The following is a 24,829-nucleotide window of genomic DNA, read 5'->3' as shown; positions in this document are numbered from 1 at the left end:
TCCACCCGCGGGCGTGGCGCCTCCGCAGCTCCCACGCCGCCCCCCGCCTCAGGCGGCCGATTCGTCCAGGCTCGTCGCGCGGGCCAGCCGCTCGGCCGCCGCGAAATCGACCTTGCCGGAGCCGAGCAGCGGGATTGAGGCGACGCGCCGGATCTCGGCCGGGATCATCAGATCAGAGGCGCCTTGCGCGCGAGCGAAGAGGATGAAGGCAGCCCTGCTCGCCGCCTCGCTCTCGGTCAGCAGCACGATGCGCTCACCTTTCCGCAGATCAGGCAGATGGGTCGCGACCGAGAGCGCGTCCGGCCAGAGATCGGCGGCCAGCCGGTCGATCGCGGCAAGGGAGACCATCTCCCCGCCGAGCTTGGCGAAGCGCTTGGCGCGGCCGAGGATGCTGAGGAAGCCATCGCCGTCGATCCGCACGATATCGCCCGTATCATGCCAGCCTTCAGGCGGCGGGTGGATCGCGCCGGGCTGCTCCCCCATCAGATAGCCGAGCATGATGTTCGGCCCGCGCACCGAAAGCCGCCCGCCCTCGGCAATCCCGGCCACCGCCTCCAAGCGCGCCTCGATCCCCGGCAGCAGACGCCCGACGCTGCCGAAGCGATTGGCGCGCGGCGTATTCAGGGCGAGCACCGGCCCGGTTTCCGAGACGCCGTAGCCCTCCAGAATCCGCACCCCGAACTTCTCAGTGTAGAGCCGCTGCGTCGCGGATTTCACCGGCTCCGCTCCGGCGACGCAGAAGCGCAGGGTGCGGAAATCCGTGGGCTCGGCATTGCGGGCATAGCCCATGAGGAAGGTATCGGTGCCGAAGAGCACGGTCGCCCCGGTTTTGCGCACGAGTTCCGGAATTGTCTTGTAGTGCAGTGGGGAGGGATAGCTGAAGATCGGCACCCCATGGGCGAGGGGGAGCAGGAACCCCGCGGTAAGGCCGAAGGAATGGAAGAGCGGCAGGACGTTGAAAATCCGGTCCGCCCGGCCGTATTCGATCACCGCCGCAACCTGGGCGATATTGGCCAGCATCGCGCCCTGGCTGATGACGACGCCCTTGGGCCGCCCTTCCGAGCCGGAGGTGAAGACGATCGCGGCCCGGTCGCCAGCGCCGCCACCGCTGAGCAACGGCCGGGTGCCTTGGGCGAGGCCGCGCAGCTTGGCGGTGAGGCCGATCTCCTTCCGCAGATCCTCGAGATAGACGAAGCGCGGCCGTTCGGCCGGGGGCGCCGCCTCGATCCCCTCGATGAGGGCTTCGAGCCCCGCCTTGGCGATAAAGGCGCGCGAGGTAAGGATGGTGCGGATCTGGGCGGCATGGCAGGCATGCAGGGTATTGGCGACGCCGGCCGTGAAGTTCAGCAAGGTCGGCACGCGGCGGGCAGAGGAGAGGCCGAGCAGCAGCGCGAAGGTCGCATTCGCACTCGGCATCAGCACGCCGACCGCCTCGCCCGCCTCGGTGAAAGGCAGGATCGCGCGGCCGAGGACAGCGGCACCGGTGAAGAGGCGGCGATAGGTCAGCTTGCCCGAGAGCGGATCCTCGCAGGCGGTGCGGCTGAGGCCGTGGCGATGGGCAGCCGTGGCGATGGCGGCGAAGAGCGTGCCATCCCGCGGGGCTGCCTGCCACTCCGCCTCGATCATCCGGCGATGCAGGGCCGCGACCGCTGCGGCGCGGAGCGGCCTGCCGCTCAGCCCTTGCGGTAACGCAAGAGGCTCGGCGGCCAGGGCGGTGATGCGCAGCTTCGGGAAGAGCCGGCGGCGAACCTGATGCTGCGGCACGCGGGAGAGGAGCGAGTGCTCCGCCCCGTCGAGATGGAGCGCGAGGACGGGCGCCCCGCTCCGCGCCGCGATGAGCGCGGCCGCTTCGTCCACCTTCATATGCGCGCCGGCGATGCCGAGGCGGCCTTCCGGGAAGATCACGAGGCTACGGCCTTCTCGCAGTGCGCGCAGCAGCCGGCGGGTGGCCATTATTGGCTGGTCGGTGCCGATCCAGATGGTCTCAGCGAAGGGCTGCCCGAAGCGGCGGAGGAAGCGCATCCAGGGCCGGCGGAGGAAGGACCGCTCGACCACGAAGACCGGCGGCGTTTCGAGGATGGCGAGGGTGACCAGCGCATCGAGCCAGCTCGTATGAGCGACCGCGATGATGGCGCCCGCAGCCTGCGGCCGGAGGTGCTCGGCGCCCCGGATCTCCACCCGATGGAGAAGCCGGAGGAGCAGCCAGAGCAGGTCTGGCAGCCGGCGGAGCGGCACCGTGACGAGCATGGCCGCGGCGACGGCCAAGGAGCCGAGGCCGAGCAGGCCGAAGATGAGCGGCACGCCGAGGCCCAAGCCGAGCAGCACGGCGGCGCCGAGGGCGCCGATCGCCATGCCGGCGGCCGAGACGACATTGGCCCCTGCCACCGCGCGGGCGCGATGGTCAGGCCGCGCCCAGGCCTGGATGGCGGCGAAGCTCGGTACCGCGAGCAGCCCGCCGGCGGCCGAGACAAGCACGAGATCGAGGAAGACATGGCGGGTGAGATCGGCCCGGCCATGGGCGCCCGCCGTCGTCAGCCAGAGATCGCAGAGAAAGGCGCCCACCAGGGCGGTGCCGAGCACTGCCGGCAGCAGGCTCACCCGGCGGCCGATGAGCTGCGCGGTCAGCAGCGAGCCGGCGGCGATGCCGACGCAGAAGAGCAGCAGGGCGAAGGTCGCCGTTTCCCGGCTGCCGCCGAGAGACTGCTTGATGAGACCCGGCATCAGGCCGAGCGCGATGGCGCCGACGAGCCAGAACCAGGCATTGGCGAGTGCCGCCCAGAAGATGCGCCGATCGCCACGCAACTCCCCCACCAGCCCGAAGGTGGAGGCGAGGATATTGCGGCGGATGCGGAGATCGGGCGCCGCCTCCCCGGTTTTCGGGATGCGGCGGGCGGCGAGCCAGCTCAGCACCGCGCAGAGCAGCACGGCACTTGCCAGCACGAGCGGGCCGAAGGGCAGGGTGGAGGCGAGGCCGCCCGCCGCCGTGCCGCCGATGATGGCGAGGAAGGTCGCGCCCTCCACCAGCGCATTGGCCGCCGTCAGCGCCTCGCGCGGCAGATGGTCCGGCAGGATCGCGTATTTGACGGGGCCGAAGAGCGCGGAGAGCACCCCGAAGGCAAAGAGGGCGAGGAAGAGAAGCGGGATGCTCTGAAGCAGGAAACCCACGACCGCGAGAATGGCGACGGCCATTTCGACGAGCTTGATACCCTGGGCGAGCCGCGCCTTGTCGTAGCGATCCGCCATCTCGCCGCCGAGGGCGGAGAGCAGGAAGAAGGGTAGGATAAAGACCGCCCCAGCGAGGGTGATCAGCGCATTGGCCGTGTGCGGCGGCTCGCCCGCGCCCACACCTCCCCCGAGCTTGCCCCAGAGGATGAGAAACAGCAGCGCATTCTTCAGGAAATTGTCATTGAAGGCGGCGAAAAATTGACACCAGAACAGCGGCGCGAAGCGGCGCTGCGTCAGCAGCCAGCGGATCATCCTGCTTTCCCATTCTGCTCCGGCGCTCATCTCACCCCAAACGCCCTGTTGTTCCTACGGCCTGCGTCGGCCGACGGAGCCGGCCCGGCACCTGCCATGCGGAATATGGTTTCCCAGAGACCGCCGCCTCGGCTAGATCGGCTGCAAGGATTGAACGGAACCGAGAGCCATGCCCGATACTGCCATCACCTCCCCCGCGGAAGATTTCAAGGTACGTGATTTCAGCCTCGCCGATTGGGGGCGGAAGGAAATCTCGATGGCCGAGGACGAGATGCCCGGCCTGATGGCGCTACGCGCCGAATACGGCGCGACGAAGCCGCTCGCCGGCGCGCGCATCGCCGGCTGCCTGCATATGACGATCCAGACGGCCGTGCTGATCGAAACGCTGGTGGCGCTCGGCGCCACCGTCCGCTGGTCATCCTGCAATATCTTCTCGACCCAGGATCATGCCGCCGCTGGCATCGCCGCTGCGGGCATCCCGGTCTTCGCCTGGAAGGGGATGAATGAGGAGGAATTCTGGTGGTGCATCGAGCAGACGGTGCGCGGGCCGGACGGCTGGACGCCGAACATGATCCTCGACGACGGCGGCGACCTCACCGTTCTCATGCACCAGAAATACCCCGAGATGCTGGCCGATGTGCGCGGCATCTCGGAAGAGACGACGACCGGCGTGCATCGCCTGTGGGAGATGGCGAAGGAGGGCAAGCTCCTGGTGCCGGCCATCAACGTCAACGACAGCGTGACCAAGTCGAAGTTCGACAACCTCTACGGCTGCCGCGAAAGCCTGGTGGACGCCATCCGCCGTGGAACGGACGTGATGCTCGCCGGCAAGGTCGCCGTCGTCGCGGGCTTCGGCGATGTCGGCAAGGGGTCCGCCGCATCCTTGCGCAACGGCGGCTGCCGCGTACTGGTGACGGAAGCCGATCCCATCTGCGCCCTGCAGGCGGCGATGGAAGGCTATGAGGTGGTGACGATGGAAGACGCAGCGCCGCGCGGCGATATCTTCGTGACCGCGACCGGCAATATCGACGTGATCACCATCGAGCATATGCGGGCGATGAAGAACCGCGCCATCGTCTGCAACATCGGCCATTTCGACAGCGAGATCCAGATCGAGGCGCTGCGCAACTACCGGTGGGACAATGTGAAGCCGCAGGTGGATGAGGTGATCTTCCCGGACGGCAAGCGCCTGATTGTGCTGAGCGAGGGGCGGCTGGTGAACCTCGGCAATGCGACCGGGCATCCGAGCTTCGTGATGTCCGCCTCCTTCACCAACCAGGTGCTGGCGCAGATCGAACTCTGGACGGCGAAGCCCGGCACCTATGAGAAGCGCGTCTATACCCTGCCGAAGGTGCTGGACGAGAAGGTGGCGGCGCTGCATCTCGCGAAAGTCGGCGCGGCCTTGACCAAGCTGACGCCGAAGCAGGCCGAGTATATCGGCGCCGCCGGCGTCAACGGCCCCTTCAAGCACGATCTCTATCGCTACTGAGGGAGGGACGACCTCCCTTGGGAGGCCGGCCCGCGGAACAGCGCCGCGGGCCGGTCCCTCAAAGGTTCGGCCGAAGGAAGGCCGCGCGCGGCCGCCCGCCCGGGGCCCACGCGGCCGGGCGGCGAGCCTATCGACCCGATCGGCTCAGCCCACTGGCTGCCCGCTGCCGCAAACCCCCAGGAGCTGCGCCGTCTCGTGCAGAGGCAGGCCGACCACGGCGGAATAGCTGCCGCCGAGATAGCGGATGAAGCGCGCAGCCCGCCCCTGAATGGCATAGCCGCCGGCTTTGCCCCGCCATTCCCCGCTCGCGAGATAGGCGGCGATTTCACGCTCGCTGAGCCGCGCGAAGGTGACGACCGAGGAAACGAGCTTGCGCCTGAGCGGCGGCTGTGGGCGACCATCCGCTAGGCTTGGCAGCGCGAGCACGACGGCGGTATGCACCTGATGGCGCCGGCCGGAGAGGAGGGTCAGGCAGGCGCGGGCCGTGGCCTCATCCTCCGCCTTAGGCAGGATGCGGCGACCTGCGGCGACCACGGTATCGGCGGCGAGGATCGGGCGATCGGGTAGGCGGCTCGCGATGGCCAGCGCCTTGTCGGCGGCGATGCGCTGCGCATAGGGGCGCGGTAGCTCGCGCGGGCGCGGCGTCTCATCGACATCCGGCGCGAGGATCAGCTCCGGCGTCAGTCCGATTTGCGCGAGAAGCTCAAGGCGGCGGGGGCTGGCGGAGGCCAGAACCAGGCCGCGGGGCGGGCGGTCGCTGATTATTTGTACCGGAAGGTGATGCGGCCCTTGGTCAGGTCATAGGGCGTCATCTCGACGTTCACGCGGTCCCCCGCGAGGACACGAATCCGGTTCTTGCGCATCTTGCCGCTGGTATGGGCAAGGATCACATGGTCATTATCGAGTTTGACGCGGAACATGGCGTTGGGCAGAAGCTCCGAAACCATGCCGCTAAACTCGATCATGTCTTCTTTTGACATTGATCGGTCATTATCCTCTGGATGATGGAACGTAGCAGTAAATGGCGCGGCCCACCGCCAGGGTCAAGCATTACGTCGGCTGCGAGGCGAGGCGGCCGCTCAGGGCTGTCACTCTCCCCAAGCAGAGCCCGCCTGCCCCGGCTGAGCCGGAACGCTCCGAAAGCCGCCGCCAAAACGATGGGCGTGAGGGGGCTCAGCGCGGGCTGAGCACCATCACCATCTGGCGGTTTTCCATCTTCGGCATCTGCTCGACCTTGGTCTGCTGATCCATATCCGCGCGGATCCGCTCAAGCACGCGCACGCCGATATCCTGATGCGCCATCTCGCGCCCGCGGAAGCGCAGCGTGACCTTCACCTTGTCGCCCTCCTCGATGAAGGACTTCATGGCGCGCAGCTTCACCTGGTAATCGTTCTCGTCGATATTCGGGCGGACCTTGATTTCCTTGATCTCGATAACCCGTTGGCGCTTGCGCGCTTCGTTCTTCTTCTTTTGCTGCTCGTATTTGAACTTGCCGTAATCGAGGATCTTGACGACGGGCGGTTCGGCGTTCGGGCTGATTTCCAGCAGATCGAGGCCGACCGAGAAGGCGCGCTGCAGCGCATCGCGGGCGGTCATCACGCCGAGCATCTCGCCATCCTGATCGATCAGGCGAACCTGAGGCGAGCGGATTTCCTCGTTGACGCGGGGGCCGTCGCCGCGCGGGGGTGTCGTCGGGGCTTGGGGTGGCCTAGGGATGGAGCTCTCCTGTCATTGTTGAGGCGGTCGGTCCGGATGGTTGGCGGAAGGGTGGCTTTATCGCCACTCTCAACCGAAATCCTTAAAAACCCGAACCTATATCGGGGATCATGCCCCTCATCCGCAAGAGGGACATGATCAAGCCTGCCTTGCCACCCGCTGGGTGGCGGCTTTTTTTTACCCGCGCCGCAGATCGGGCGCGGTCGCTTCCGCGCAGAGCCGCGTTACCACCTCGTCCAGCCCGAGCACCTCCTGCCCTTCCGTGCCGAGGCGGCGGAGGCTGACCTCGCGCCGCTCGGCCTCCCGCCGGCCGACCACCGCGATGACCGGCACGAGCGCGAGGCTATGCTCCCGCACCTTGGCGTTGATCTTCTCGTTGCGCAGATCGGTTGCCACCTGAAGGCCGGCGGCGCGGAGCGATGCGGCCACCTCTTCGGCATAGTCGTTCGCATCCGAGACGATGGGCGCGACGACGACCTGCGTCGGTGCGAGCCACAGCGGGAAGCGGCCGGCATATTGCTCGATCAGGATGCCCAGGAAACGCTCGAAGCTGCCGAGGATGGCGCGGTGGAGCATGACGGGGCGATGGCGGGCGCCGTCCTCGCCGATATAGTCGGCGTCGAGCCGCTCCGGCAGCACGAAATCCACCTGCAGCGTGCCGCACTGCCAATCCCGCCCGATCGCGTCGCGCAGGACGAATTCGAGCTTCGGGCCATAGAAGGCGCCTTCGCCGGGGTTGAGCTCGTACTCCACCCCGGCCTCGGCGCAGGCGCGTTTGAGCGCCGCCTCGGCCTGATCCCAGACCGCATCCGTGCCCGCCCGCATCTCCGGCCGGTCGGAGAATTTCACCCGGAAATCCGCGAAGCCGAGATCCTGGTAGATCGAGGAGAGCAGGGCGACGAAGCGCACCGTCTCGGGCGTGATTTGATCTTCGGTGCAGAAGATATGCGCGTCGTCCTGGGTGAAGGCGCGCACCCGCATGATGCCGTGCAGCGCGCCTGAGGGCTCGTAGCGATGGCAGGAGCCGAATTCCGCCATGCGCCAGGGGAGCTCCCGGTAGGAGCGGAGCCCCTGGTTGAAGATCTGTACATGGCAGGGGCAGTTCATCGGCTTCAGCGCGAGGGTGATGTCCGGCTCCTCCGCCACCGTGGCGATGAACATATTCTGGCGGAACTTCTCCCAATGGCCCGACGCCTCCCAGAGCGCGCGGTCCACGAGCTGCGGCGTCTTCACCTCGTCATAGCCCGCGCCTTCGAGGCGGCGGCGCATGTAGCTTTCGAGGGTGCGGTAGAGGCGCCAGCCCTTCGGGTGCCAGAAGATCGAGCCTTGCGCCTCCGCCTGCATATGAAAGAGATCCATCGCCTTGGCGATGCGCCGATGGTCCCGCCGCTCGGCCTCTTCCAGCATCTGCAGATAGGCGTCCAACTCCTTCTGGTCGCGCCAGGCGGTGCCGTAGATGCGGCTGAGCATGGCGTTGCGGTGATCGCCCCGCCAATAGGCGCCGGCGACCTTCATGAGCTTGAAGGCGGTGCCGACATCGCCGGTATCGCGCATATGCGGGCCCCGGCAGAGGTCGATCCACTCCCCCTGGCGATAGAGGGTGATCGTCTCCGTCACCGGCAGATCCTGGATCAGCTCGGCCTTGTAGCGCTCCCCGCGCTCGCGGAAGAAGGCGATCGCCGCATCCCGCTCCCAAACCTCGCGGGTGAAGGGCCGGCGGGCGGCGACGATCTCGCGCATCTTGGCTTCGATCTTCGGCAGATCTTCGAGGGTGAAGGGCTCGTTGCGGGCAAAGTCGTAGTAAAAGCCGTTCTCGATCGCGGGGCCGATCGTTACCTCCGTGCCGGGGTAGAGCGCCTGCACGGCCTCGGCCAGGACATGGGCGCTGTCATGGCGGATAAGCTCCAGCGCCTCGGGGTCCTTGCGCGTGACGAAGGTGACGGCGGCATCGCTTTCGATGCTGCGGGAGAGATCGACGAGCTTGCCGTCCACCCGCATGGCCAGCGCCGCGCGGGCGAGGCCGGGGCCGATATCGGCCGCCACCGTGGTGCCGGTGACGGGGCCCGCGAAGTGTCGCACGGAGCCGTCAGGCAGGGTGATGGCGGGCATGGCAAATCTCTCGGTTGAAGCCGCGAAGGACGGAAGGGCGCCTATCTAGGGGGCGGGCCGCCCTCGCCGCAAGCCTCAGCCGCTCACCCCTGCCGCTCACCGTCGCGGCCCCCCCCCGGCGCCGCGAGCGCTTTCTCTCAGGCCTGCGGCTCCATCGCGGCTGAGGCGGGCGAAGGGGCGTGCAGCCGTTACGCGATGCCGGAAGCGGCCTCCGCTTCCGGTGCCGTCTTCGTTGTGGCGAGCGGCCCGAGGGCGGCCGCGATGGCGAAGGGCCCGGGCAGCGCATCCCGCGGGAACAGCCGGTTGACATGGCCCATCTTGCGGCCGGGCCGCGCCTCCGCCTTGCCGTAGTGATGCGGGATGAGGCCGGGGGTCGCGAGGATCGCGGGCCAGAGCGCCATCTCCTCCGGCCCCACGAGGTTTTTCATCACCGCATCCGAATGCCGCAGCGCGGGCGGCAGCGGCAGGCCGGCGACCGCGCGGATATGCAGCTCAAACTGGCTCGCGGGGCAGGCATCGAGCGTCCAATGTCCGGAATTATGCGGCCGTGGCGCGATTTCGTTCACCCGCAGCCCGCCCTCCCGATCGACGAACATCTCGACCGCGAGGAGCCCGACGAGATCGAGCGCTTCCGCGACCCGGCGGCCGAGCGCCTGGGCGGCCTCGGCGAGGTCTTGCGGGATGCGGGCCGGGGCGAAGGTGAGATCGAGGATGCCGTCCCGATGCTGGTTCTCGACCGTATCGAAAGCGACGAGCGCGCCATCCGCCCCGCGCGCGACGATGACGCTCACCTCGCAGGCGAAATCGACGAAGCCTTCGAGGATGAGGGGCTTGGGGGCGAGGGCGTGGAAGGCGGCCAGCGCTTGTTCAGGCGAGCTGACCCGCGCCTGGCCGCGCCCATCATAGCCGAGGCGGCTGGTCTTGAGGATGCCGGGCAGGCCGACCGCGGCGATGGCGGTGGCGAGGGAGGCTTCGTCCCGCACCTCGGCCCAGGGTGCGGTCGGCACGCCGGCGGCGGCCAGGAAGGATTTCTCGGCCACCCGATCCTGGCTGATGCCGAGGATGCGCGCCGAGGGACGCACCGGCTTGCGGTCTTCGAGAAGGGCGAGGCCGGCCGCGCTGACATTCTCGAATTCGAAGGTGATAACATCGACGGCATCGGCGAAGCGCCGGAGAGCGGCCTCGTCCTCATAGGCGCCGAGGGTGACGCCGGAGGCGACCTGCGCGGCAGGCCCGGCGGCTTCCTCGGTCAGCACGTGGCTGCGAAAGCCGAGGCGGGCGGCGGCGATCGCCGACATGCGGCCGAGCTGGCCGCCGCCCACGATGCCGATGGTCTGGCCCGGCTCCAGCCTCACGCCGCCGGCTCCTCGGCCGGTTCCTCGGCGACCGCCTCGGTCTGCGCGGCGCGCCAAGTCTCCAGCCGCTCGGCGAGCATCGGATCGGTGAGGGCAAGGATGGCTGCCGCCGTCAGCGCCGCGTTGATGGCGCCGGCGCGGCCGATGGCGAAAGTCGGCACCGGCACGCCGCCCGGCATCTGGACGATCGAGAGCAGGCTATCCAGCCCCTTCAGCGCATGGGTTTCGACCGGCACGCCAAGCACGGGCAGGATGGTCCAGGAGGCGCACATGCCGGGGAGATGCGCAGCACCCCCAGCCCCCGCGATGACGACGCGCAGCCCCCGCCCGCGCGCCGCCTTGGCATAGGCGGAGAGGCGATCCGGCGTGCGATGGGCGGAGACGATGCGGGTCTCGTACGGAATATGCAGGGCGGCCAGGGTTTCGGCCGCGTGCCGCATGGTCGCCCAGTCCGATTGGCTGCCCATGATGACGCCAACCAGGGGCAGGGCGGGTTTTTCACTGGTCATGGCGGTCCGTCAGGCGATGTTGTCAGGGATGAGCCGGCTTTCGAGCTTGGCGATCTCGTCCTTCAGCACGAGCTTGCGCTTCTTGAGCCGCTGCACGCTGAGCTGATCATGGGCGCCAAGCTCGCTCATCCGGATGATGACCGTGTCGAGATCCCGGTGTTCGCTGCGCAGGTCATGCAGTCGTCGCAAAAGCGTATCGCGGTCAGAGAGCATTGCACGGCCTTATCATGGGCGTCGCTTCGCTCATACCCTTCGCATCTGCACCCATGCAATCGCCTTGAGGGGTCGCATTTCCGGTGGAATGTGACAGTCCGGTGGCAGTAGCATCCCCTGCCGGCCGGGCCTCCGAAGGGCGGCCGGCATCGTCAGCACGCTTGTGAGAAGGGAGTTGCCATGAATCTGCAGGCCCGTCTGGAAACGCTGAAAGACCGCCATGCGAGCATTGAGGCGCGCCTCGCCTCCGAGGATCGCCGACCTGCCCCGGACAGCGACACCATCACCTCCCTCAAGCGCGAAAAACTCCGGCTCAAGGAAGAAATGAGCCGGCTTGCCGACGGCACCGGGCATTAAGCGAGAGCCGGGCCGGTAGCCGCGGCGTCAGCCGGACCGGAAAAGAAGAAGGGCAGGCCGTGTGCCTGCCCTTTCGCTTGCGCAAGGCCCTGTTTCATGCGGCTGATCGGGCGCGGCCGATCACTCGGCCCTGGCCGAGCCTTGAACCTCGGGCGGGGAGGCGGCCGGGCCGCGCTCCGTCAGGCGGCGTCGTTTTCCGGCATCGGCGGCGGCGGCACCTGCTTGCCCTCGCGGATCAGCCGGTCATTCGCCTGGGCAACCGCTTCATTGAGGTCACTCTGCTTGCAGAGGCCGAGGATCACCGGGTCGCGCGGCTTGATATTGGCGCTGTTCCAATGGCTCCGCTCCCGCACTTTCTGGATCGTCTCCTTCGTCGTGCCGAGCAGCTTGGAGAGCTGCTGCTCGGACAGCTGCGGGAAGTTGCGCAGCAGGAAGGCGATGGCATCGGGCCGGTCGTTCCGCTTGGCGACGGGGGTGTAGCGGCCACCCTTGGTCTTCTTGGTGCTCGGCACAGCGGAGGCGAGGATGCGCAGCCGCGCGCCCGGATCCTGCTCGCAGCGGGCGATATCCTCGGCCGCGACCTGGTTGTTGGCTACCGGATCGTAGCCGATGATGCCCTGTGCCACTTCGCCATCGGCGATCGCCTGCACTTCCAGCGGATGCATGCCGCAGAAATCAGCGATCTGCTCGAAGGTCAGGCCGGTCTTGTCGATCAGCCATACGGCGGTTGCCTTGGGCATCAGAGGAAGGGTCATTGTCGAAACACCTGAAATCACCCGCGTGGACGCGGATGTGAGGTAAGCGGTTCATGTCCGGATCGGAACCGGATATGGACGCCGCTCCCCGATCCGGTCAAGTCGCGTAAGCCTGTTATGATGGCGGGGCAGGGAATACGGGCGGCGGCAGACCGGGCGGCCGGTGGCTGACGAAGACCTGCATGCGAAAGCCGTCCCGCTCGAAGGCGCTGGCGGGCTCCTCGCTCATGCCGATGCTGGTGAGCAGCATGAGGGAGGCGGCGTTGTTCCCCCGCGCGACCGCGATGATGCGGGTGAGGCCGCGCCGTTCATGCCCGAAATGCAAGGCGGCGATCGCCGCTTCCCGCGCAAGGCCGTGGCCGCGCGCTTCCGGCCAGAAGGCGAAGCGGAGCGCCATGCCCCGCCCATCCGCCCGCGGCACGATGCCGGCGACGCCGTAGAAGGCCTCCGTCTTGCGATCACGCGCGGCCCAGAGGCCGATGCCGAGCGCCCCCCAGGCGCGCACTTCATCCGCCAGTTCCGCCGCTGCCTGCCAGGGCGCGCGCACCCCGCCAAGCATCATGGCATAGGCCCGCGGGTCCGCCTTCAGGGCCATCAGATCGGCGGCATCGGTGCCGGAAACCGGCCGCATGACGAGACGACCAGTGCGCACCACCCAGGCGGGGTTCCACCCGCCCTCATGCGCCGCATGCGGGTTGCTGGCATTCACGGCGTCGCCTCCTTGGCCGAGCGGGAAAGGGCGGGGAGCGGAGGAAAGGCGGCCCCGCCGCCTCAGCGCGCCAGCGGGCGATACTTGATGCGATGCGGCTCGGTCGCCTGGGGGCCGAGGCGACGGCGCTTATCCTCTTCGTAATCCTGGAAATTGCCCTCGAACCATTCGACGTGGCTATCCCCCTCGAAAGCGAGGATGTGGGTCGCCAGACGATCGAGGAACCAGCGATCATGGGAGATGATGACGGCGCAGCCGGGGAACTCGGCCAGCGCCTCTTCCAGAGCCCGCAGCGTATCGACATCGAGGTCGTTGGTCGGCTCGTCGAGCAGGATGACGTTCGCTTCCTTCTGCAGCATCTTGGCGAGATGCACGCGGTTGCGCTCACCGCCCGAGAGGATGCCGACCTTCTTCTGCTGGTCCGAGCCCTTGAAGTTGAAGGCGCCCACATACGCGCGAGAGGCCACCGTCCGCTTGCCGAGATGGATCACGTCCGTCCCGCCCGAAATCTCTTCCCAGACGTTCTTGTTGGGGTCGAGGCTGTCGCGGGACTGGTCGACATAGCCGAGCTTCACCGTCTCGCCGATCTTGAGGCTGCCGCCATCCGGCGTTTCCTGGCCCATGATCATGCGGAAGAGGGTGGATTTGCCGGCGCCATTCGGCCCGATGACGCCGACGATGCCGCCCGGCGGCAGCTTGAAGTTCAGCCCGTCGATGAGCAGCCGATCGCCGAAGCCCTTCTGAAGCTCGACCGCCTCGATCACCAGCCCGCCGAGGCGGGGGCCGGGCGGAATGACGATTTCGGCGACGCCGCCGGCGCGCTCCTGGCTCGCCTGCAACATCTCCTCGTAGCGCTTGATGCGCGCCTGGCTTTTGGTCTGGCGCGCGCGGGGCGAGGAGGAAATCCACTCGGCTTCGGCGGCGAGCGCCCGCTGGCGGGCAGTCTCTTCCTTCTCTTCCTGGGCCAGGCGCTTGCGCTTCTGATCCAGCCAGGAGGAGTAATTGCCTTCGAAGGGGTAGCCGCGGCCGCGCTCGATTTCCAGGATCCAATTGGTCACATTGTCCAGGAAGTAGCGGTCATGGGTGATGACCATGACGGTGCCCTGATACTCCCGCAGGGTGTGTTCGAGCCAGGAGACGCTTTCGGCGTCCAGATGGTTGGTCGGCTCGTCGAGCAGCAGCAGATCGGGCTTTTCCAGAAGCAGCCGGCAGAGGGCGACGCGGCGGCGCTCCCCGCCCGAAAGCTTGTCGATCACGCTATCGGCGGGCGGGCAGCGCAGCGCGTCGAGCGCGATCTCAATGCGGCGGTCCATCTCCCAGCCGTCACCGGCGTCGATCTTCTCCTGCAGGCTCGCCTGCTCGGCGAGGAGGGCGTTCATCTCCTCCTCTTCCATCGGCTCCATGAAGCGCTCGGAGATCGCATTGAAGCGGGCGAGCGCCGCCTTTACCTCGGCGAAGGCCTCGGCCACGTTCTCGCCCACCGTCTTGGTCGGGTCGAGCTGCGGCTCCTGCTCCAGATAGCCAACGCGCACGCCATCCGCCGCCCATGCTTCGCCGCCGTATTCCTTGTCGATCCCAGCCATGATCTTGAGCAGCGTCGATTTACCGGCGCCGTTGACGCCGAGCACACCGATCTTGACGCCCGGCAGGAAGGAGAGGGTGATGCCCTTGAAGACCTCGCGCCCACCGGGATAGGCCTTGGTCAGATCCTTCATCACATAGACATATTGATAGGCGGCCATGGCGTTGCTCCGTATGCGCGCGGTTGCCGTGCTCTAGGGATTATCGGGGTGCGGGGCAACCGCCGCGAGCTTCGGGAACGGGGACTGCGCCCGGCAGGACTCGAACCCGCAACCAAGCCGTTATGAGCGGCCCGCTCTAACCATTGAGCTACAGGCGCAGACTGCGGGGTATCCCAGAGGCCGGGGGCTTTTGGCAAGCGCTCCCGTGCAAGGCTTCCCTCTTTCGCGATACTCCGCTTTCAGGCAACTTTCGGTCGGGAAACTTCGAGAAGCCGTGCCATGTCTTACGCTACCTCGCGCAGCAGCCGAACTGCCGCCGCCGCCCCGCCGCCCACGGGGCGCATCATCCTTGCCAGCCTCGTCGGCACCACGGTCGAATTCTACGACTTCTATATCTATGGCACGGCGGCCGCGCTGGTGCTGGGGCCGGTCTTCTTCCCCTCGCATGTGCCGCAGATCGAGACGCTGGCGGCCTTCCTCACCTTCGGCATCGCCTTCCTGGCGCGGCCGGTGGGGGCTTTCCTCTTCGGCCATTTCGGTGATCGCTTCGGGCGGAAATCGACCCTCGTCGCCTCCATGCTCGTCATGGGCATCTCGACGACGCTGATCGGCCTGCTGCCGAGCTACGCGACAGCGGGGCTGCTCGCGCCGATCCTGCTCTGCCTTATGCGGCTCGGCCAGGGGATCGGCCTCGGCGGCGAATGGGGCGGGGCGGCGCTGATCGCGACCGAGAGCGCCCCGCCCGGGCGCCGCGCGCTTTACGGCATGTTCCCGCAGCTCGGCCCCTCGATCGGCTTCCTGATCTCCAACGGCGTCTTCCTGCTGCTCTTCACGGTGCTCTCGACGGCGCAGTTCCTCGCCTGGGGCTGGCGCATCCCCTTCCTGCTCAGCGCCGTGCTGGTCGGGATCGGGCTTTACGTGCGCGGCAGGCTGCCGGAAACCGCGGCCTTCCAGAAGGCGGTGGCGCGGCACGAGCGGGTGCGCCTGCCGGTGCGCGAGGTGATCCTGCGCCAGGGGCTGCCGTTGCTCCAGGGCGCCTTCGCCATCGTCGTCTGCTACGCGCTCTTCTATATCTCGACGGTCTTTGCCCTCGGCTACGGCACCCATGCCGGGCATATCCCGCGCAGCACCTTCATCGGGCTGCTTTGCATCGGCATTCTTGCTATGGCCGCCGCCACGCCGATTGCCGCCGCGATGGCCGATCGGTTCGGCCGCCGCCCGGTCCTGCTCGGCGCGGCGCTGGCGGCCGGGCTTTCCGGCTTCCTCATCGCCCCGCTGCTCGGCTCGGGCAGCGTGCCGCTGGTGCTGGTCTTCCTGATCCTCGAACTCGGGCTGATGGGCTTCACCTTCGCCCCCCTCGGCGCCTTCCTGCCGGAGCTTTTCCCGACCAACCTGCGCTATTCCGGCGCCTCCGCGGCCTATGCGCTCGGCGGCATTCTCGGCGGCTCGCTCGCCCCTTATATCGCGCAGCGGCTGGTGGCAGCCGGCGGCCTGCGCTGGGTGGGCTACTACATCACCGCCGCGGCGGCGGTGAGTTTCATCGCGGTCCTGACCACGGCCGAGACCAAGGGGCGGGACATGACCCGGCTTTAGCCGGCCGCATCCTGGCTTTCGGCTTGGCAAACCGGGCCGAATGGACGAGGGTGCGCGCCGCCTTGCGCGTTTCGCAAAATTTTCGGAAAGCCCGGAGACCATCATGGATGTGACCAAGATTCCGACCGGCAAAGCCCCGCCGGAGGATGTCAATGTGGTGATCGAGATCCCGCAGGGATCCGCCGTCAAATACGAGGTGGACAAGGAGAGCGGCGCGGTCTTCGTCGATCGCTTCCTGTTCACGCCGATGGCCTATCCGGCCGCCTACGGCTTCATTCCCAATACCCTCTCCGAGGATGGCGATCCGGCGGATGCGCTGGTGCTGGTTCCTGCCCAGGTGGTGCCGGGCGCGGTGATCCGGGCGCGGCCGATCGGCGTGCTGCTGATGGAGGACGAGAGCGGCAAGGACGAAAAGATCGTCTGCGTGCCGCATGACAAGGTGCACCCGCAGTTCAAGGGCCAGAACGAGCTTTCGAGCCTGCCCGAGATCACCCGCCAGGCGATCGAGCATTTCTTCACCCGCTACAAGGATCTCGAACCCGGCAAATGGGTGAAGGTGACCGGCTGGGGCGATAGCGCGGCCGCCAAGGCGGCCATCAGCGCCGCCGTGAAGGCCTATGAGGCAGCGAAGAAGGGCTGAAACCGCCGCCTTCGTCGCCTATATGGAAAGGGTGGCCGCGGCCACCCTTTTTCATTGGGCGGAGCTATCGCTTGAGGAGCATGCGGCCATCGGCGAGCTGATCCTCACCCTCGACGCGGCGCAGGCGGAAGCGGCCGTCGCGGATGGCGCCCGGCGCTACTTCGCGGCCGCTCATGCGCGGGTGACGCCTTTCGTCGATGCCCACTTCTCGCTCTCCGGCACGCTCGCGCTGCACCAGGCGGCGGTCGGCCTCGATATCCTGCGGGCGCCTGCGAACCTGACGCTCGCGGCGCCGCAACTCGCCTTGCAACTCGGTAGCCGGATCGCGGGCCGGCTTGGCGCGCCACGCGTGGCCCGCGCGCTCAATCGCTCCATCCTCATCGAGACCGCGCTTTCGCGCGAGATCGAATGGCTGATCCATACCGAACTGCTCGATCTGCCGATCCGCCAGAAGGCGCGGGAAAGCAGGCGGGATGGGCTGGCCCGCGCCATCCTGGAAAGCCCCACGGTTGCCATGACGCTCGAATCCATGCTGCTCGCGATCGGGCGACAGGGGGGCGACCCGGCCTTTCGCGAGCGGCTGCGCGCGGCGATGGCGGAATATGGCCTCTCGCGCAATGCCGCGGCCGAGATCACCACCGGGCTCATCAACCTCGCTGCCGGCGCCCTCGCTTTGCAGAAGGTGACGCCCGGCGCCGCGACCCTCGGGCCGGCGCTGGCCAGCGCCCTCTCGCAGCAGATGGCGATCGGCAGCTTTCCCTTCGGCTCCTGGCTCGGCACCGCCTGGTACGCGCTCTTCCCCACGGCTCCCGCGGCGGGGCTGGTGATGACGACGACAGGCGGGGTGATGCTCGCTTCCGCCGCGCTCGCCGCCTTTGCGGGCGTCATCGCCGATCCCATCCAGCGCGCTACCGGCCTGCATGCGCGGCGGCTGCATGCGATGATCGACAAGCTGGAGGATGGGTTCTTCGATCCCCTCGCCCCCGGCTTCGCCGTGCATGCCCATTACGTCGCCCGGCTGCTCGATCTCTTCGACCTTCTGGCGGCCACCGCCCGACTCGTGCGATAGCGGCCGGCGAGAGCGAGACGGGGCCACCTGCCTTCGCCAGATGTCATGCGCCCGTGATCGACGCTGGCGGCGGGCTTTGGCAAGCGTGGCGGGTTCGGCGGCTCGCCCTCGCCACCAGCCCTAACAAGGAACGCCGATGGAATACGGTCGCCGCTTCAAATTTCTGATCTGTGTACCCTTCTTCAGCGAAGCGGACCTCGAGGGCGCGCGGCTCGCCCAGATCATCGGCGAGGTGGAGCAGGACGGCTACACCGTGCTGCGCGCCCGGCGGGAGGAGGATGCCGAACTCGTCATCCGGACGGACGCCGCCATCGGCTGCGTGGTGATCGACTGGGGCAAGAAGGGGATGGATGGCAAGACCTCCGCCCTCATCACCCTCATCCGCAAGCGCGGCCTCGACGTGCCGATCATCCTGCTCGTGCGGCGGCAGACGCTGGAGCAGATCCCGGTCGAGGTGCTGGACAATGTGGACGGCTTCATCTTCCTGGCCGAGGAGACGCCGGATTTCATCGCCAAGAACCTCGTCGCACGGCTGCGCCAATATGCCGACAGCCTCAAGACGCCCTTTTTCGGTACGCTGGTCGATTATGCCGAGCAAGGCAACATGCTCTGGACCTGCCCCGGCCATAACGGCGGCGCCTTCTATCGCCGCAGCCCGATCGGCCGCATCTTCGTGGAACACCTGGGCGAGGCGATCTTCCGCGACGATCTCGACAATTCCGTGCTGCAGCTGGGCGACCTGCTGACCCATGAAGGCCCTGCGCTGCGCGCCGAGCAGGAGGCGGCCAAGATCTTCGGCGCCGAGCGCACCTATTTCGTGCTGAACGGCACCTCGACCTCCAACAAGGTGGCGCTCAACGCCATCCTTGCCGAGGGCGACCTCGTGCTCTTCGATCGCAACAACCATAAGGCGGCGCATCACGGGGCGCTGATCCTTGCCGGTGCGACGCCGATCTATATCGAAACCAGCCGCAACCCGCATGGCATGATCGGGCCGCTTCGCCTCGAGGTGCTGGAGGAGGAGCGCCTGCGCGCCGCGATCCGCGCCAATCCGCATGTGCGAGACCCAGAGGCCTGGCGCCGCCCGCGGCCTTTCCGCGCCGTCGTCGTCGAACAATGCACCTATGACGGGACGATCATCTCGGCCGATGAGATCGTGCGCCGCATCGGCCATCTCTGCGACTATATCCTGTTCGACGAGGCCTGGGCCGGCTTCATGAAGTTCCATCCGCTCTTCCGCGGCCGCTATGGCATGGGGCTCGACAAGCTCGGCCCCGAGAGCCCCGGCATCATCGTGACGCAGAGCACGCATAAGCAGCTCGCGAGCTTCAGCCAGGCCAGCCAGATCCACGTGAAGGATGCGCATCTTGCCGGCCAGCGGCGGCAGATCTCCTCGCAGCGCTTCAACGAGATGTTCCTGCTGCACGCCTCGACCAGCCCCTTCTACCCGCTCTTCGCCTCGCTCGATGTCGGCGCGCAGATGATGAAGGGCCGCTCGGGCGAGGTGATGTGGGACGATACCGTCCGCCTCGGCATCGAGGTGCGGAAGAAGATCCGCCTCGCGGCCCGGGAGTATGGCGAAAGCGAGCCCAACCCGGCGCGCCGCTGGTTCTTCGAGCCCTTCGTGCCCCGCTTCGTGCAGCCGTCGCCGGCGGCGCGGGGCCTTGAGGGGACACGCTGGGAGGATGCCGAGACCGAGCTTCTGGCGAGCGACCCGGCGCAGTGGGAATTGCTGCCCGATGATCTGTGGCACGGCTTTCCCAATGTCGCCCGCGGCTGGGCGATGACCGACCCCAACAAGCTGACGATCCTGACCCCCGGCTTCTCGGACACGACGGCCGACCGCTACGACAGCTTCGGCATCCCGGCGCCGGTGGTGGCCGAATATTTGCGCGAAAACCGCATCGTGCCGGAGAAGAACGACCTCAACTCGCTGCTCTTCCTGCTCACCCCCGGGGTGGAGAGCAGCAAGGCGGGCACGCTGCTCTCCCATCTCGTGACCTTCAAGAAGCTGCATGACGAGAACCGGCCGCTGGAAGATGTCATCCCCGGCTTCGTGCAGCGCCGGCCCTGGCGCTACGCCGGTCTCGGCCTGCGCGATCTCTGTGCCGAGATGCACAGCTTCTATCGGGAGCGCGGCACGAGCGCGCTGCAGGCGGCCCAGTTCCGCGCCGAGCATCTGCCCGAGATGGCGATGCACCCGCATGAGGCGACGCGGGAGCTGGTGCGCAACAATGTCGATTACCTGCCGCTGGACGAGACCGCTGGGCGCATCGCGGCGACCCTGTGGCTCGTCTATCCGCCGGGTATCGCGACCGTGGTGCCGGGTGAGCGCGTCGGCGGGCGGGCGCAGCCGATGATCGACTACCTCAAGGTGTTCGAGGCGGCGGCCAACCGCTTCCCGGGCTTCGAATCCGAGGTCCAGGGCCTCTACCGCGAGACCAAGGACGGGGTTATGCGTTTCTATACCTATGTGATCCGGGAGACAGCGGCTTCGTGACGACGACAAGCGCGGCGCTGGTGCTCTTCTCCGGCGGGCAGGATTCCACGACCTGCCTTGCCTGGGCGCTGGCGCGCTTCGATCATGTGGAGACGCTCGGCTTCGACTACCGCCAGCGGCATCGGGTGGAGCTTGATGTGCGCCCGGCGATTTTGGCGAAGCTGCGCCAAGACTTCCCCGCCTGGGCGGGAAAGCTCGGGGAAGATCACCTGCTCGATGCCGGCATCATCGGAAGCGTGAGCGAAACCGCGCTGACGCGGGAAACCGAGATCGCCATGCAGGAGGACGGCCTGCCCAATACCTTCGTGCCAGGCCGGAACCTGCTCTTCCTCACGCTTGCCGCGGCCCTCGCCTATCGCCGCGGCCTGCGCCACATCGTCACCGGCGTCTGCGAGACGGATTATTCCGGCTATCCCGATTGCCGGGACGATACGATCAAGGCGCTGCAGGTGGCGCTCAACCTTGGCATGGAGCGGCGCTTCGTGCTGCATACGCCGCTCATGTGGATCGACAAGGCAGAGACCTGGGCAATGGCGGAAAGCCTCGGCGGGGCGGCGCTGGTTTCCCTGATCAACCGTGAAACCCATAGCTGCTATCTCGGAGACCGCAGCACCCTGCACGACTGGGGCTATGGCTGCGGCCATTGCCCGGCCTGTGACCTACGCGCCGAGGGCTGGGCAAAATATAAGAAGTGACTAGTTCTTTTCTGAAGAGAAAGAACCAAAAAGACGTCCATTCCAAACACAGCCTGGGATGAAAGTTCTTTGGTTCTTTCTTCCAAGAAAGAACGATCTTTCTTACGGCAAGCGGCTGCGCTCGCTCGCCTGACGCTCGGCTTCCTGCGCCGCCTTCAGCATCGCCTTGGTGTACATCAGGGCGTGCGTGGCGAGGTCCATGCTGTCCTCCCAGAGATTGCGCCAGATGCCGAGGATGCCCTCCAGTGGCTGGCCGACGACGCGGGAGGAGAAGGATTCGAAGGTGATCGGCCCCTGGTAGCCGCTGCGCACCAGCGCGCGGAACACTTCGGTGAGGTTGATCGATCCCGATCCCATATAGCCGCGATGCGAATCGCCGGTGTGGAAATAGCCGATGTATTCGCCCGTATCGATGATCGCGGCCGAGACGTCCGATTCCTCGATATTCATGTGATAGACGTCGAGATGCGCGCGGACATTCGGCAGCCCGATCCGTTTGCACATCTCCACCGCCTGGGCTGCCGTGTTGAGTACATTCGTCTCATAGCGGTTGACGACTTCCAGGCCGAGAACGATCTCGCTCTTCGCCGCGATCTCACCGACATGGCGCAGCACCTCGACGGAGCGGGCGACGCCCTCGCGCGTGGTAGGCAGCGTATATTTCTGAAACGCCGAATGCAGGATGCCGCAGAGATGCGTGGCCCCGAGATCGCGGCAGAGATGGATATATTCGATCAGGCGCTCTTGCCCGCGCTTCGTTTTCTCAGGATCGTTGCTGGAAATATCGGTCGAGGCATCAAGCCCGAAGGACATGGTGCCGCCGATTTTCGCCCGCTCCAGCTCGCGGCGCGTATGCTCGACATCGACGACCTTCGGGTCCATGACCGACATTTCGATGAGGTCGAAGCCGACCTCCGCCGTGCGCGCGATGGCGCGGCTCGCTTCCTCGCGGCTCCAGCCCTTTTCCCAAACGAAAGCATGCACACCAAGCTTGTTCATGAGACGATCTCCTCCTGTCAGGCTGCGCCGACGATATGGGCGACGACGGCATTCATGTTGGTATCGGCAATCGCGTCATCCGCCATCACCTGGCCCTGCCGCAAGGCGACGATCCTGTCGCAGACGGCGAAGACATCCGTGAGCCGATGGCTGATGAGAATGACGGCGATGCCCTGCCGCTTCATCTGGCGCACGAGATCGAGCACATGCTCGACCTCCCGCACCGCGAGGGCCGCCGTCGGCTCGTCCATGATGACGAGCTTCGGCGCGAAGGTGAGCGCGCGGGCGATGGCGACCGATTGCTGCTGGCCGCCGGACAGCTGCCCCACGAGGTAATCGACCGAAGGCAGCCGCGCGCCGAGGCGCTGGATCATCGCCGCCGCCTCGTGCTCGATCTTCGCGCGATCAATCACCGGGATGCCGAAAAGCCGCTTCGTCGGCTCCCGGCCGAGGAAGATGTTGGAGGCCACGTCCTGCTGCTTCGCAAGAGCGAGATCCTGGTAGATCATCTCGATTCCGAGTGCGCGGATCTCTCCCGGGCTACGGCTCGCGAGATCCTCGCCCGCGAAGCGGATGGTACCGCCGCTCGGGCGATGAATGCCGGTGATGGTCTTCATCAAGGTCGATTTGCCGGCGCCGTTATCGCCCAGCAGCGCGACCGCCTCACCGGGCGAGACGGAGAAGGTCACGCCGCGCAATGCCTCGACCGCGCCGAAGCTTTTGCGAACGTCGTTGAGTTCCAGCAGGCTCATGACCGCCCCCTGCCACGGTTGATCTGGTCGAGCCAGACGGCGAGCACCAGCACCGCCCCGATCGCCATCTGCTGGTAGAAGGAGGAAACGGCGAGAAGGTTGAGGCCGTTCTGCAGCACGCCCATGATGAGCGCGCCGATGAGCGTGCCGATGACGCTCGCGCGCCCGCCGAAGAGATTGGTGCCGCCGAGGATGGCGGCGGTGATGGCGGTCAGCTCGTAGCTCGTCCCGGCCGTCGGGTCTCCGGAATTGACGCGGGCGGCGAAGAGCAGGCCCGCGAGGCCGGCGAGCAGCCCCGAGAGGGTATAGAGCGCGATGCGGTGCCGCTCGACCCGGATGCCCATGGCGCGGGCGGCGGTCTCGTTATCGCCGATCACCAGCGTGTATTTGCCGAAGCGCATGCGCGACAGGATGAAATGCGTGACCGCGGCGACAAGCAGGAAGATGATCGCCGGCACTGGCACGCCGAGCGGCCGGCCCTGGCCGAGCCAGACGATCGGCGCCGGCAGGCCATAGACCGGCTGGCCATTCGTCAGCACCAGCGCCGCCCCGCGCGCGACGCCGAGCATCCCGAGTGTCACGATGAAAGCCGGGATGCGCGCCCGGGCGACGAGCGAGCCATTGATCGCGCCGCAAAGCGCGCCGGCCGCGAGCGAGAAGAGGATGGCGAAAGGCCAGGGCAGGCCGAGCGCGTTGACCGAGAGCGCGCCGGCGACGGCGGCGAAGCCGAGCACCGAGCCGATCGAGAGATCGATCCCCGCGGCCGCGATGACGAAAGTGGAGGCGAAGCCGAGGATGCCAATCACCGAGGTGGCGAGCAGGATGTTGAAGGCGTTCGAGAGGCTCAGGAAATAGGGCGAGGCGATCGAAAGACCGATGACCAGGACAAGCAAAACAGCAAGGCTTTCCAGCCGGATCGCACCGCCCAGGCTGCGTAAGGAGAAGGGCCGGCGCTCGGCCGTCGCGGCGCTCATAATGGCCTCAGGGCAGGAAGCAGTTCTTTTTTGCAAAAAAGAACCAAAAAACTTTCGTTCATGGGGTGGTTCATTGGTGCTGCTTCAATAATTAAAGTCTTTTTGCTTCTTTTTCTACAGAAAAAGAAGTTCTTACTTGAGACGCGCGGCGCATGCACCGCGCGTCTCGCTTGTCACTTCACGTATTTCAGATCCGGCTCCGTGCCGGCGGCCAGCACCTCTTTCGTCAGCACCAGCGTCGGCACATGGATCGTCTCCGGCACGCTTTGGCCCGCCAGCACCTTCTTGACGTTCGCCACCGCCTCGATCCCTTCGAGATAGGGAAGCTGCGCGACAGTTGCGGTCAGCCGCCCGGCCTTGATCGACTTCACGCCATCGACCGTGCCATCCACACCGACGACCGCCACCTTCCCGCCCTTGCCGGCCGCGAAGACGGACTCGACGGCGCCGAGCGCCATGGTGTCGTTACAGGCGAAGATCGCGACGAGATCGGGGTTACGCTGTAGGATGTCGTTCGTGATGTTGGCGGCCTTGTTGCCGTCCCAATCGCCGGGCAGGGAGGCGACGACGTGCAGGCCGGGCGCGACCTTTGCAAGCTCATCCTTGAAGCCTTGCGCACGCATCTCCCCGGTGACATTGCCCGGCAGACCTTCGATGACGAGCACCGGCCCCTTGGCCTGCTTGCCAAGATGCTCGGCCATGAAATCCGCCGCCTGGGCGCCGGCATGGACATTGTCCGAGCCGATGCGGAAGGCGATCTTCACACCTGCCTTGGCGGTGATGGCAGGATCGAGATTGGCGTCGAGATCGACGACCGGAATGCCCGCGTCATTGGCGGTCTTCATGCAGGGCAGCAGGTTGGAGGAGTTGATCGCCGCCGCGATCAGCGCGCGGGGCTTGCGCTCCAGCATCGTGTTGCAGAGGTTGAGCTGGGTTTCGGCATCCTGATCGGATTGCGCCGCCTGCTGGAAGATGGTGACACCGGCCTGCTGGCCGCCTGCGGCGATCCCCTTGGCCATCGCCCCCCAGAAGGGATTGGAGAGCGTCTTGAGCAGCACGCCGTAGACGGGCTTGTCCTGCGCATGGGCGATGGGGCTGAAGGCGAGGCCCAGGGCAAGCGCCGGGGCGAGGGCGAGAAGCTTGGCTTTCATGGTTCGTCTTTCCTCCGCTTTGTTT

The 24,829-nt window shown here is 66.8% G+C and carries 22 protein-coding genes and 1 tRNA gene; 7 read left to right on the top strand and 16 right to left on the bottom strand.

The features are described 5' to 3' along the window. Nucleotides 1–48 precede the first annotated feature (48 nt). Nucleotides 49–3,507 (bottom strand): acyl-[ACP]--phospholipid O-acyltransferase, encoded by a 3,459-nt coding sequence (locus ACYQ7X_RS02555; protein WP_459695264.1) that lies wholly within the window; start codon nt 3,505–3,507, stop codon nt 49–51. A 139-nt stretch (nt 3,508–3,646) separates the two neighbouring features. On the opposite strand from ACYQ7X_RS02555, the gene ahcY reads away from it, so the two are divergent. Next, nucleotides 3,647–4,966: an adenosylhomocysteinase gene (gene ahcY / locus ACYQ7X_RS02550; RefSeq protein WP_459695263.1), complete on the top strand. Its 1,320-nt coding sequence runs from the start codon at nt 3,647–3,649 to the stop codon at nt 4,964–4,966. Between the two features lie 144 nt (nt 4,967–5,110). On the opposite strand, the gene ACYQ7X_RS02545 is transcribed toward ahcY, so the two are convergent. The 7 genes from ACYQ7X_RS02545 to ACYQ7X_RS02515 all read right to left on the bottom strand — a co-directional run bounded on the left by ACYQ7X_RS02545 (nt 5,111) and on the right by ACYQ7X_RS02515 (nt 10,868). Next, a complete protein-coding gene (locus ACYQ7X_RS02545; protein ID WP_459695613.1) occupies nt 5,111–5,731 on the bottom strand; it encodes a Maf family protein in 621 nt (206 codons plus the stop codon). After that, complete coding sequence (infA, locus tag ACYQ7X_RS02540; RefSeq protein WP_459695262.1) at nt 5,728–5,946, bottom strand: translation initiation factor IF-1; 219 nt, start codon at nt 5,944–5,946, stop codon at nt 5,728–5,730. The genes ACYQ7X_RS02545 and infA overlap by 4 nt, the downstream gene beginning before the upstream one ends. 193 nt (nt 5,947–6,139) lie before the next feature. Further along, the gene (infC, locus tag ACYQ7X_RS02535; protein ID WP_459695612.1) at nt 6,140–6,682 is read right to left on the bottom strand and encodes a translation initiation factor IF-3; all 543 of its coding nucleotides are present in this window, start codon (nt 6,680–6,682) and stop codon (nt 6,140–6,142) included. Nucleotides 6,683–6,859: 177 nt separating this feature from the next. After that, nucleotides 6,860–8,791: a threonine--tRNA ligase gene (gene thrS, locus ACYQ7X_RS02530; protein ID WP_459695261.1), complete on the bottom strand. Its 1,932-nt coding sequence runs from the start codon at nt 8,789–8,791 to the stop codon at nt 6,860–6,862. A 188-nt stretch (nt 8,792–8,979) separates the two neighbouring features. After that, nucleotides 8,980–10,146: a 5-(carboxyamino)imidazole ribonucleotide synthase gene (locus ACYQ7X_RS02525; protein ID WP_459695260.1), complete on the bottom strand. Its 1,167-nt coding sequence runs from the start codon at nt 10,144–10,146 to the stop codon at nt 8,980–8,982. Continuing rightward, nucleotides 10,143–10,655, bottom strand: a complete 513-nt coding sequence (gene purE / locus ACYQ7X_RS02520; RefSeq protein ID WP_459695259.1) for a 5-(carboxyamino)imidazole ribonucleotide mutase — start codon at nt 10,653–10,655, stop codon at nt 10,143–10,145. Before purE ends, ACYQ7X_RS02525 begins: the two co-directional genes overlap by 4 nt. A gap of 9 nt (nt 10,656–10,664) precedes the next feature. Further along, nucleotides 10,665–10,868 (bottom strand): YdcH family protein, encoded by a 204-nt coding sequence (locus ACYQ7X_RS02515; RefSeq protein WP_459695258.1) that lies wholly within the window; start codon nt 10,866–10,868, stop codon nt 10,665–10,667. 180 nt (nt 10,869–11,048) lie between these two features. On the opposite strand from ACYQ7X_RS02515, the gene ACYQ7X_RS02510 reads away from it, so the two are divergent. Then, nucleotides 11,049–11,225, top strand: a complete 177-nt coding sequence (locus ACYQ7X_RS02510) for a YdcH family protein (protein ID WP_459695257.1) — start codon at nt 11,049–11,051, stop codon at nt 11,223–11,225. Between the two features lie 179 nt (nt 11,226–11,404). On the opposite strand, the gene ACYQ7X_RS02505 is transcribed toward ACYQ7X_RS02510, so the two are convergent. The 4 genes from ACYQ7X_RS02505 to ACYQ7X_RS02490 all read right to left on the bottom strand — a co-directional run bounded on the left by ACYQ7X_RS02505 (nt 11,405) and on the right by ACYQ7X_RS02490 (nt 14,589). Then, nucleotides 11,405–11,980, bottom strand: coding sequence for a DUF1013 domain-containing protein (locus ACYQ7X_RS02505; protein WP_459695256.1), 576 nt, complete (start codon nt 11,978–11,980; stop codon nt 11,405–11,407). 115 nt (nt 11,981–12,095) lie between these two features. After that, nucleotides 12,096–12,689 (bottom strand): GNAT family N-acetyltransferase, encoded by a 594-nt coding sequence (locus ACYQ7X_RS02500; RefSeq protein ID WP_459695255.1) that lies wholly within the window; start codon nt 12,687–12,689, stop codon nt 12,096–12,098. A 62-nt stretch (nt 12,690–12,751) separates the two neighbouring features. Continuing rightward, nucleotides 12,752–14,431: an energy-dependent translational throttle protein EttA gene (gene ettA / locus ACYQ7X_RS02495; protein ID WP_459695254.1), complete on the bottom strand. Its 1,680-nt coding sequence runs from the start codon at nt 14,429–14,431 to the stop codon at nt 12,752–12,754. Between the two features lie 85 nt (nt 14,432–14,516). After that, nucleotides 14,517–14,589 (bottom strand) — tRNA-Ile (locus tag ACYQ7X_RS02490). 121 nt (nt 14,590–14,710) lie between these two features. Here ACYQ7X_RS02490 and ACYQ7X_RS02485 point away from each other — a divergent pair. From ACYQ7X_RS02485 to queC, 5 genes are all read left to right on the top strand, one after another. After that, on the top strand, nt 14,711–16,024 hold the full coding sequence (locus ACYQ7X_RS02485) for an MFS transporter (RefSeq protein ID WP_459695253.1): 1,314 nt from the start codon (nt 14,711–14,713) through the stop codon (nt 16,022–16,024). A 103-nt stretch (nt 16,025–16,127) separates the two neighbouring features. Further along, complete coding sequence (gene ppa, locus ACYQ7X_RS02480) at nt 16,128–16,664, top strand: inorganic diphosphatase (protein ID WP_459695252.1); 537 nt, start codon at nt 16,128–16,130, stop codon at nt 16,662–16,664. Further along, nucleotides 16,642–17,733, top strand: coding sequence for a DUF6635 family protein (locus ACYQ7X_RS02475; protein ID WP_459695251.1), 1,092 nt, complete (start codon nt 16,642–16,644; stop codon nt 17,731–17,733). Before ppa ends, ACYQ7X_RS02475 begins: the two co-directional genes overlap by 23 nt. 136 nt (nt 17,734–17,869) lie before the next feature. Next, nucleotides 17,870–20,233, top strand: a complete 2,364-nt coding sequence (locus ACYQ7X_RS02470) for an Orn/Lys/Arg family decarboxylase (RefSeq protein WP_459695250.1) — start codon at nt 17,870–17,872, stop codon at nt 20,231–20,233. Further along, on the top strand, nt 20,230–20,928 hold the full coding sequence (queC, locus tag ACYQ7X_RS02465; RefSeq protein WP_459695249.1) for a 7-cyano-7-deazaguanine synthase QueC: 699 nt from the start codon (nt 20,230–20,232) through the stop codon (nt 20,926–20,928). The genes ACYQ7X_RS02470 and queC overlap by 4 nt, the downstream gene beginning before the upstream one ends. A gap of 102 nt (nt 20,929–21,030) precedes the next feature. Here queC and ACYQ7X_RS02460 read toward each other — a convergent pair whose 3' ends face one another. The 4 genes from ACYQ7X_RS02460 to ACYQ7X_RS02445 all read right to left on the bottom strand — a co-directional run bounded on the left by ACYQ7X_RS02460 (nt 21,031) and on the right by ACYQ7X_RS02445 (nt 24,804). Then, nucleotides 21,031–21,927 carry a sugar phosphate isomerase/epimerase family protein gene (locus tag ACYQ7X_RS02460; protein WP_459695248.1) on the bottom strand — a complete coding sequence of 299 codons (897 nt, stop codon included), beginning with the start codon at nt 21,925–21,927 and terminating at the stop codon, nt 21,031–21,033. Between the two features lie 17 nt (nt 21,928–21,944). Next, nucleotides 21,945–22,679 (bottom strand): ATP-binding cassette domain-containing protein, encoded by a 735-nt coding sequence (locus ACYQ7X_RS02455; RefSeq protein ID WP_459695247.1) that lies wholly within the window; start codon nt 22,677–22,679, stop codon nt 21,945–21,947. Continuing rightward, a complete protein-coding gene (locus ACYQ7X_RS02450; protein WP_459695246.1) occupies nt 22,676–23,653 on the bottom strand; it encodes an ABC transporter permease in 978 nt (325 codons plus the stop codon). Before ACYQ7X_RS02450 ends, ACYQ7X_RS02455 begins: the two co-directional genes overlap by 4 nt. Before the next feature lie 173 nt (nt 23,654–23,826). Continuing rightward, a complete protein-coding gene (locus tag ACYQ7X_RS02445; RefSeq protein ID WP_459695245.1) occupies nt 23,827–24,804 on the bottom strand; it encodes a sugar ABC transporter substrate-binding protein in 978 nt (325 codons plus the stop codon). Nucleotides 24,805–24,829: the final 25 nt, after the last annotated feature.

This window comes from Acidisoma sp. C75, from assembly GCF_054665095.1.
This window is presented reverse-complemented; position numbering and strand designations above follow the sequence as displayed.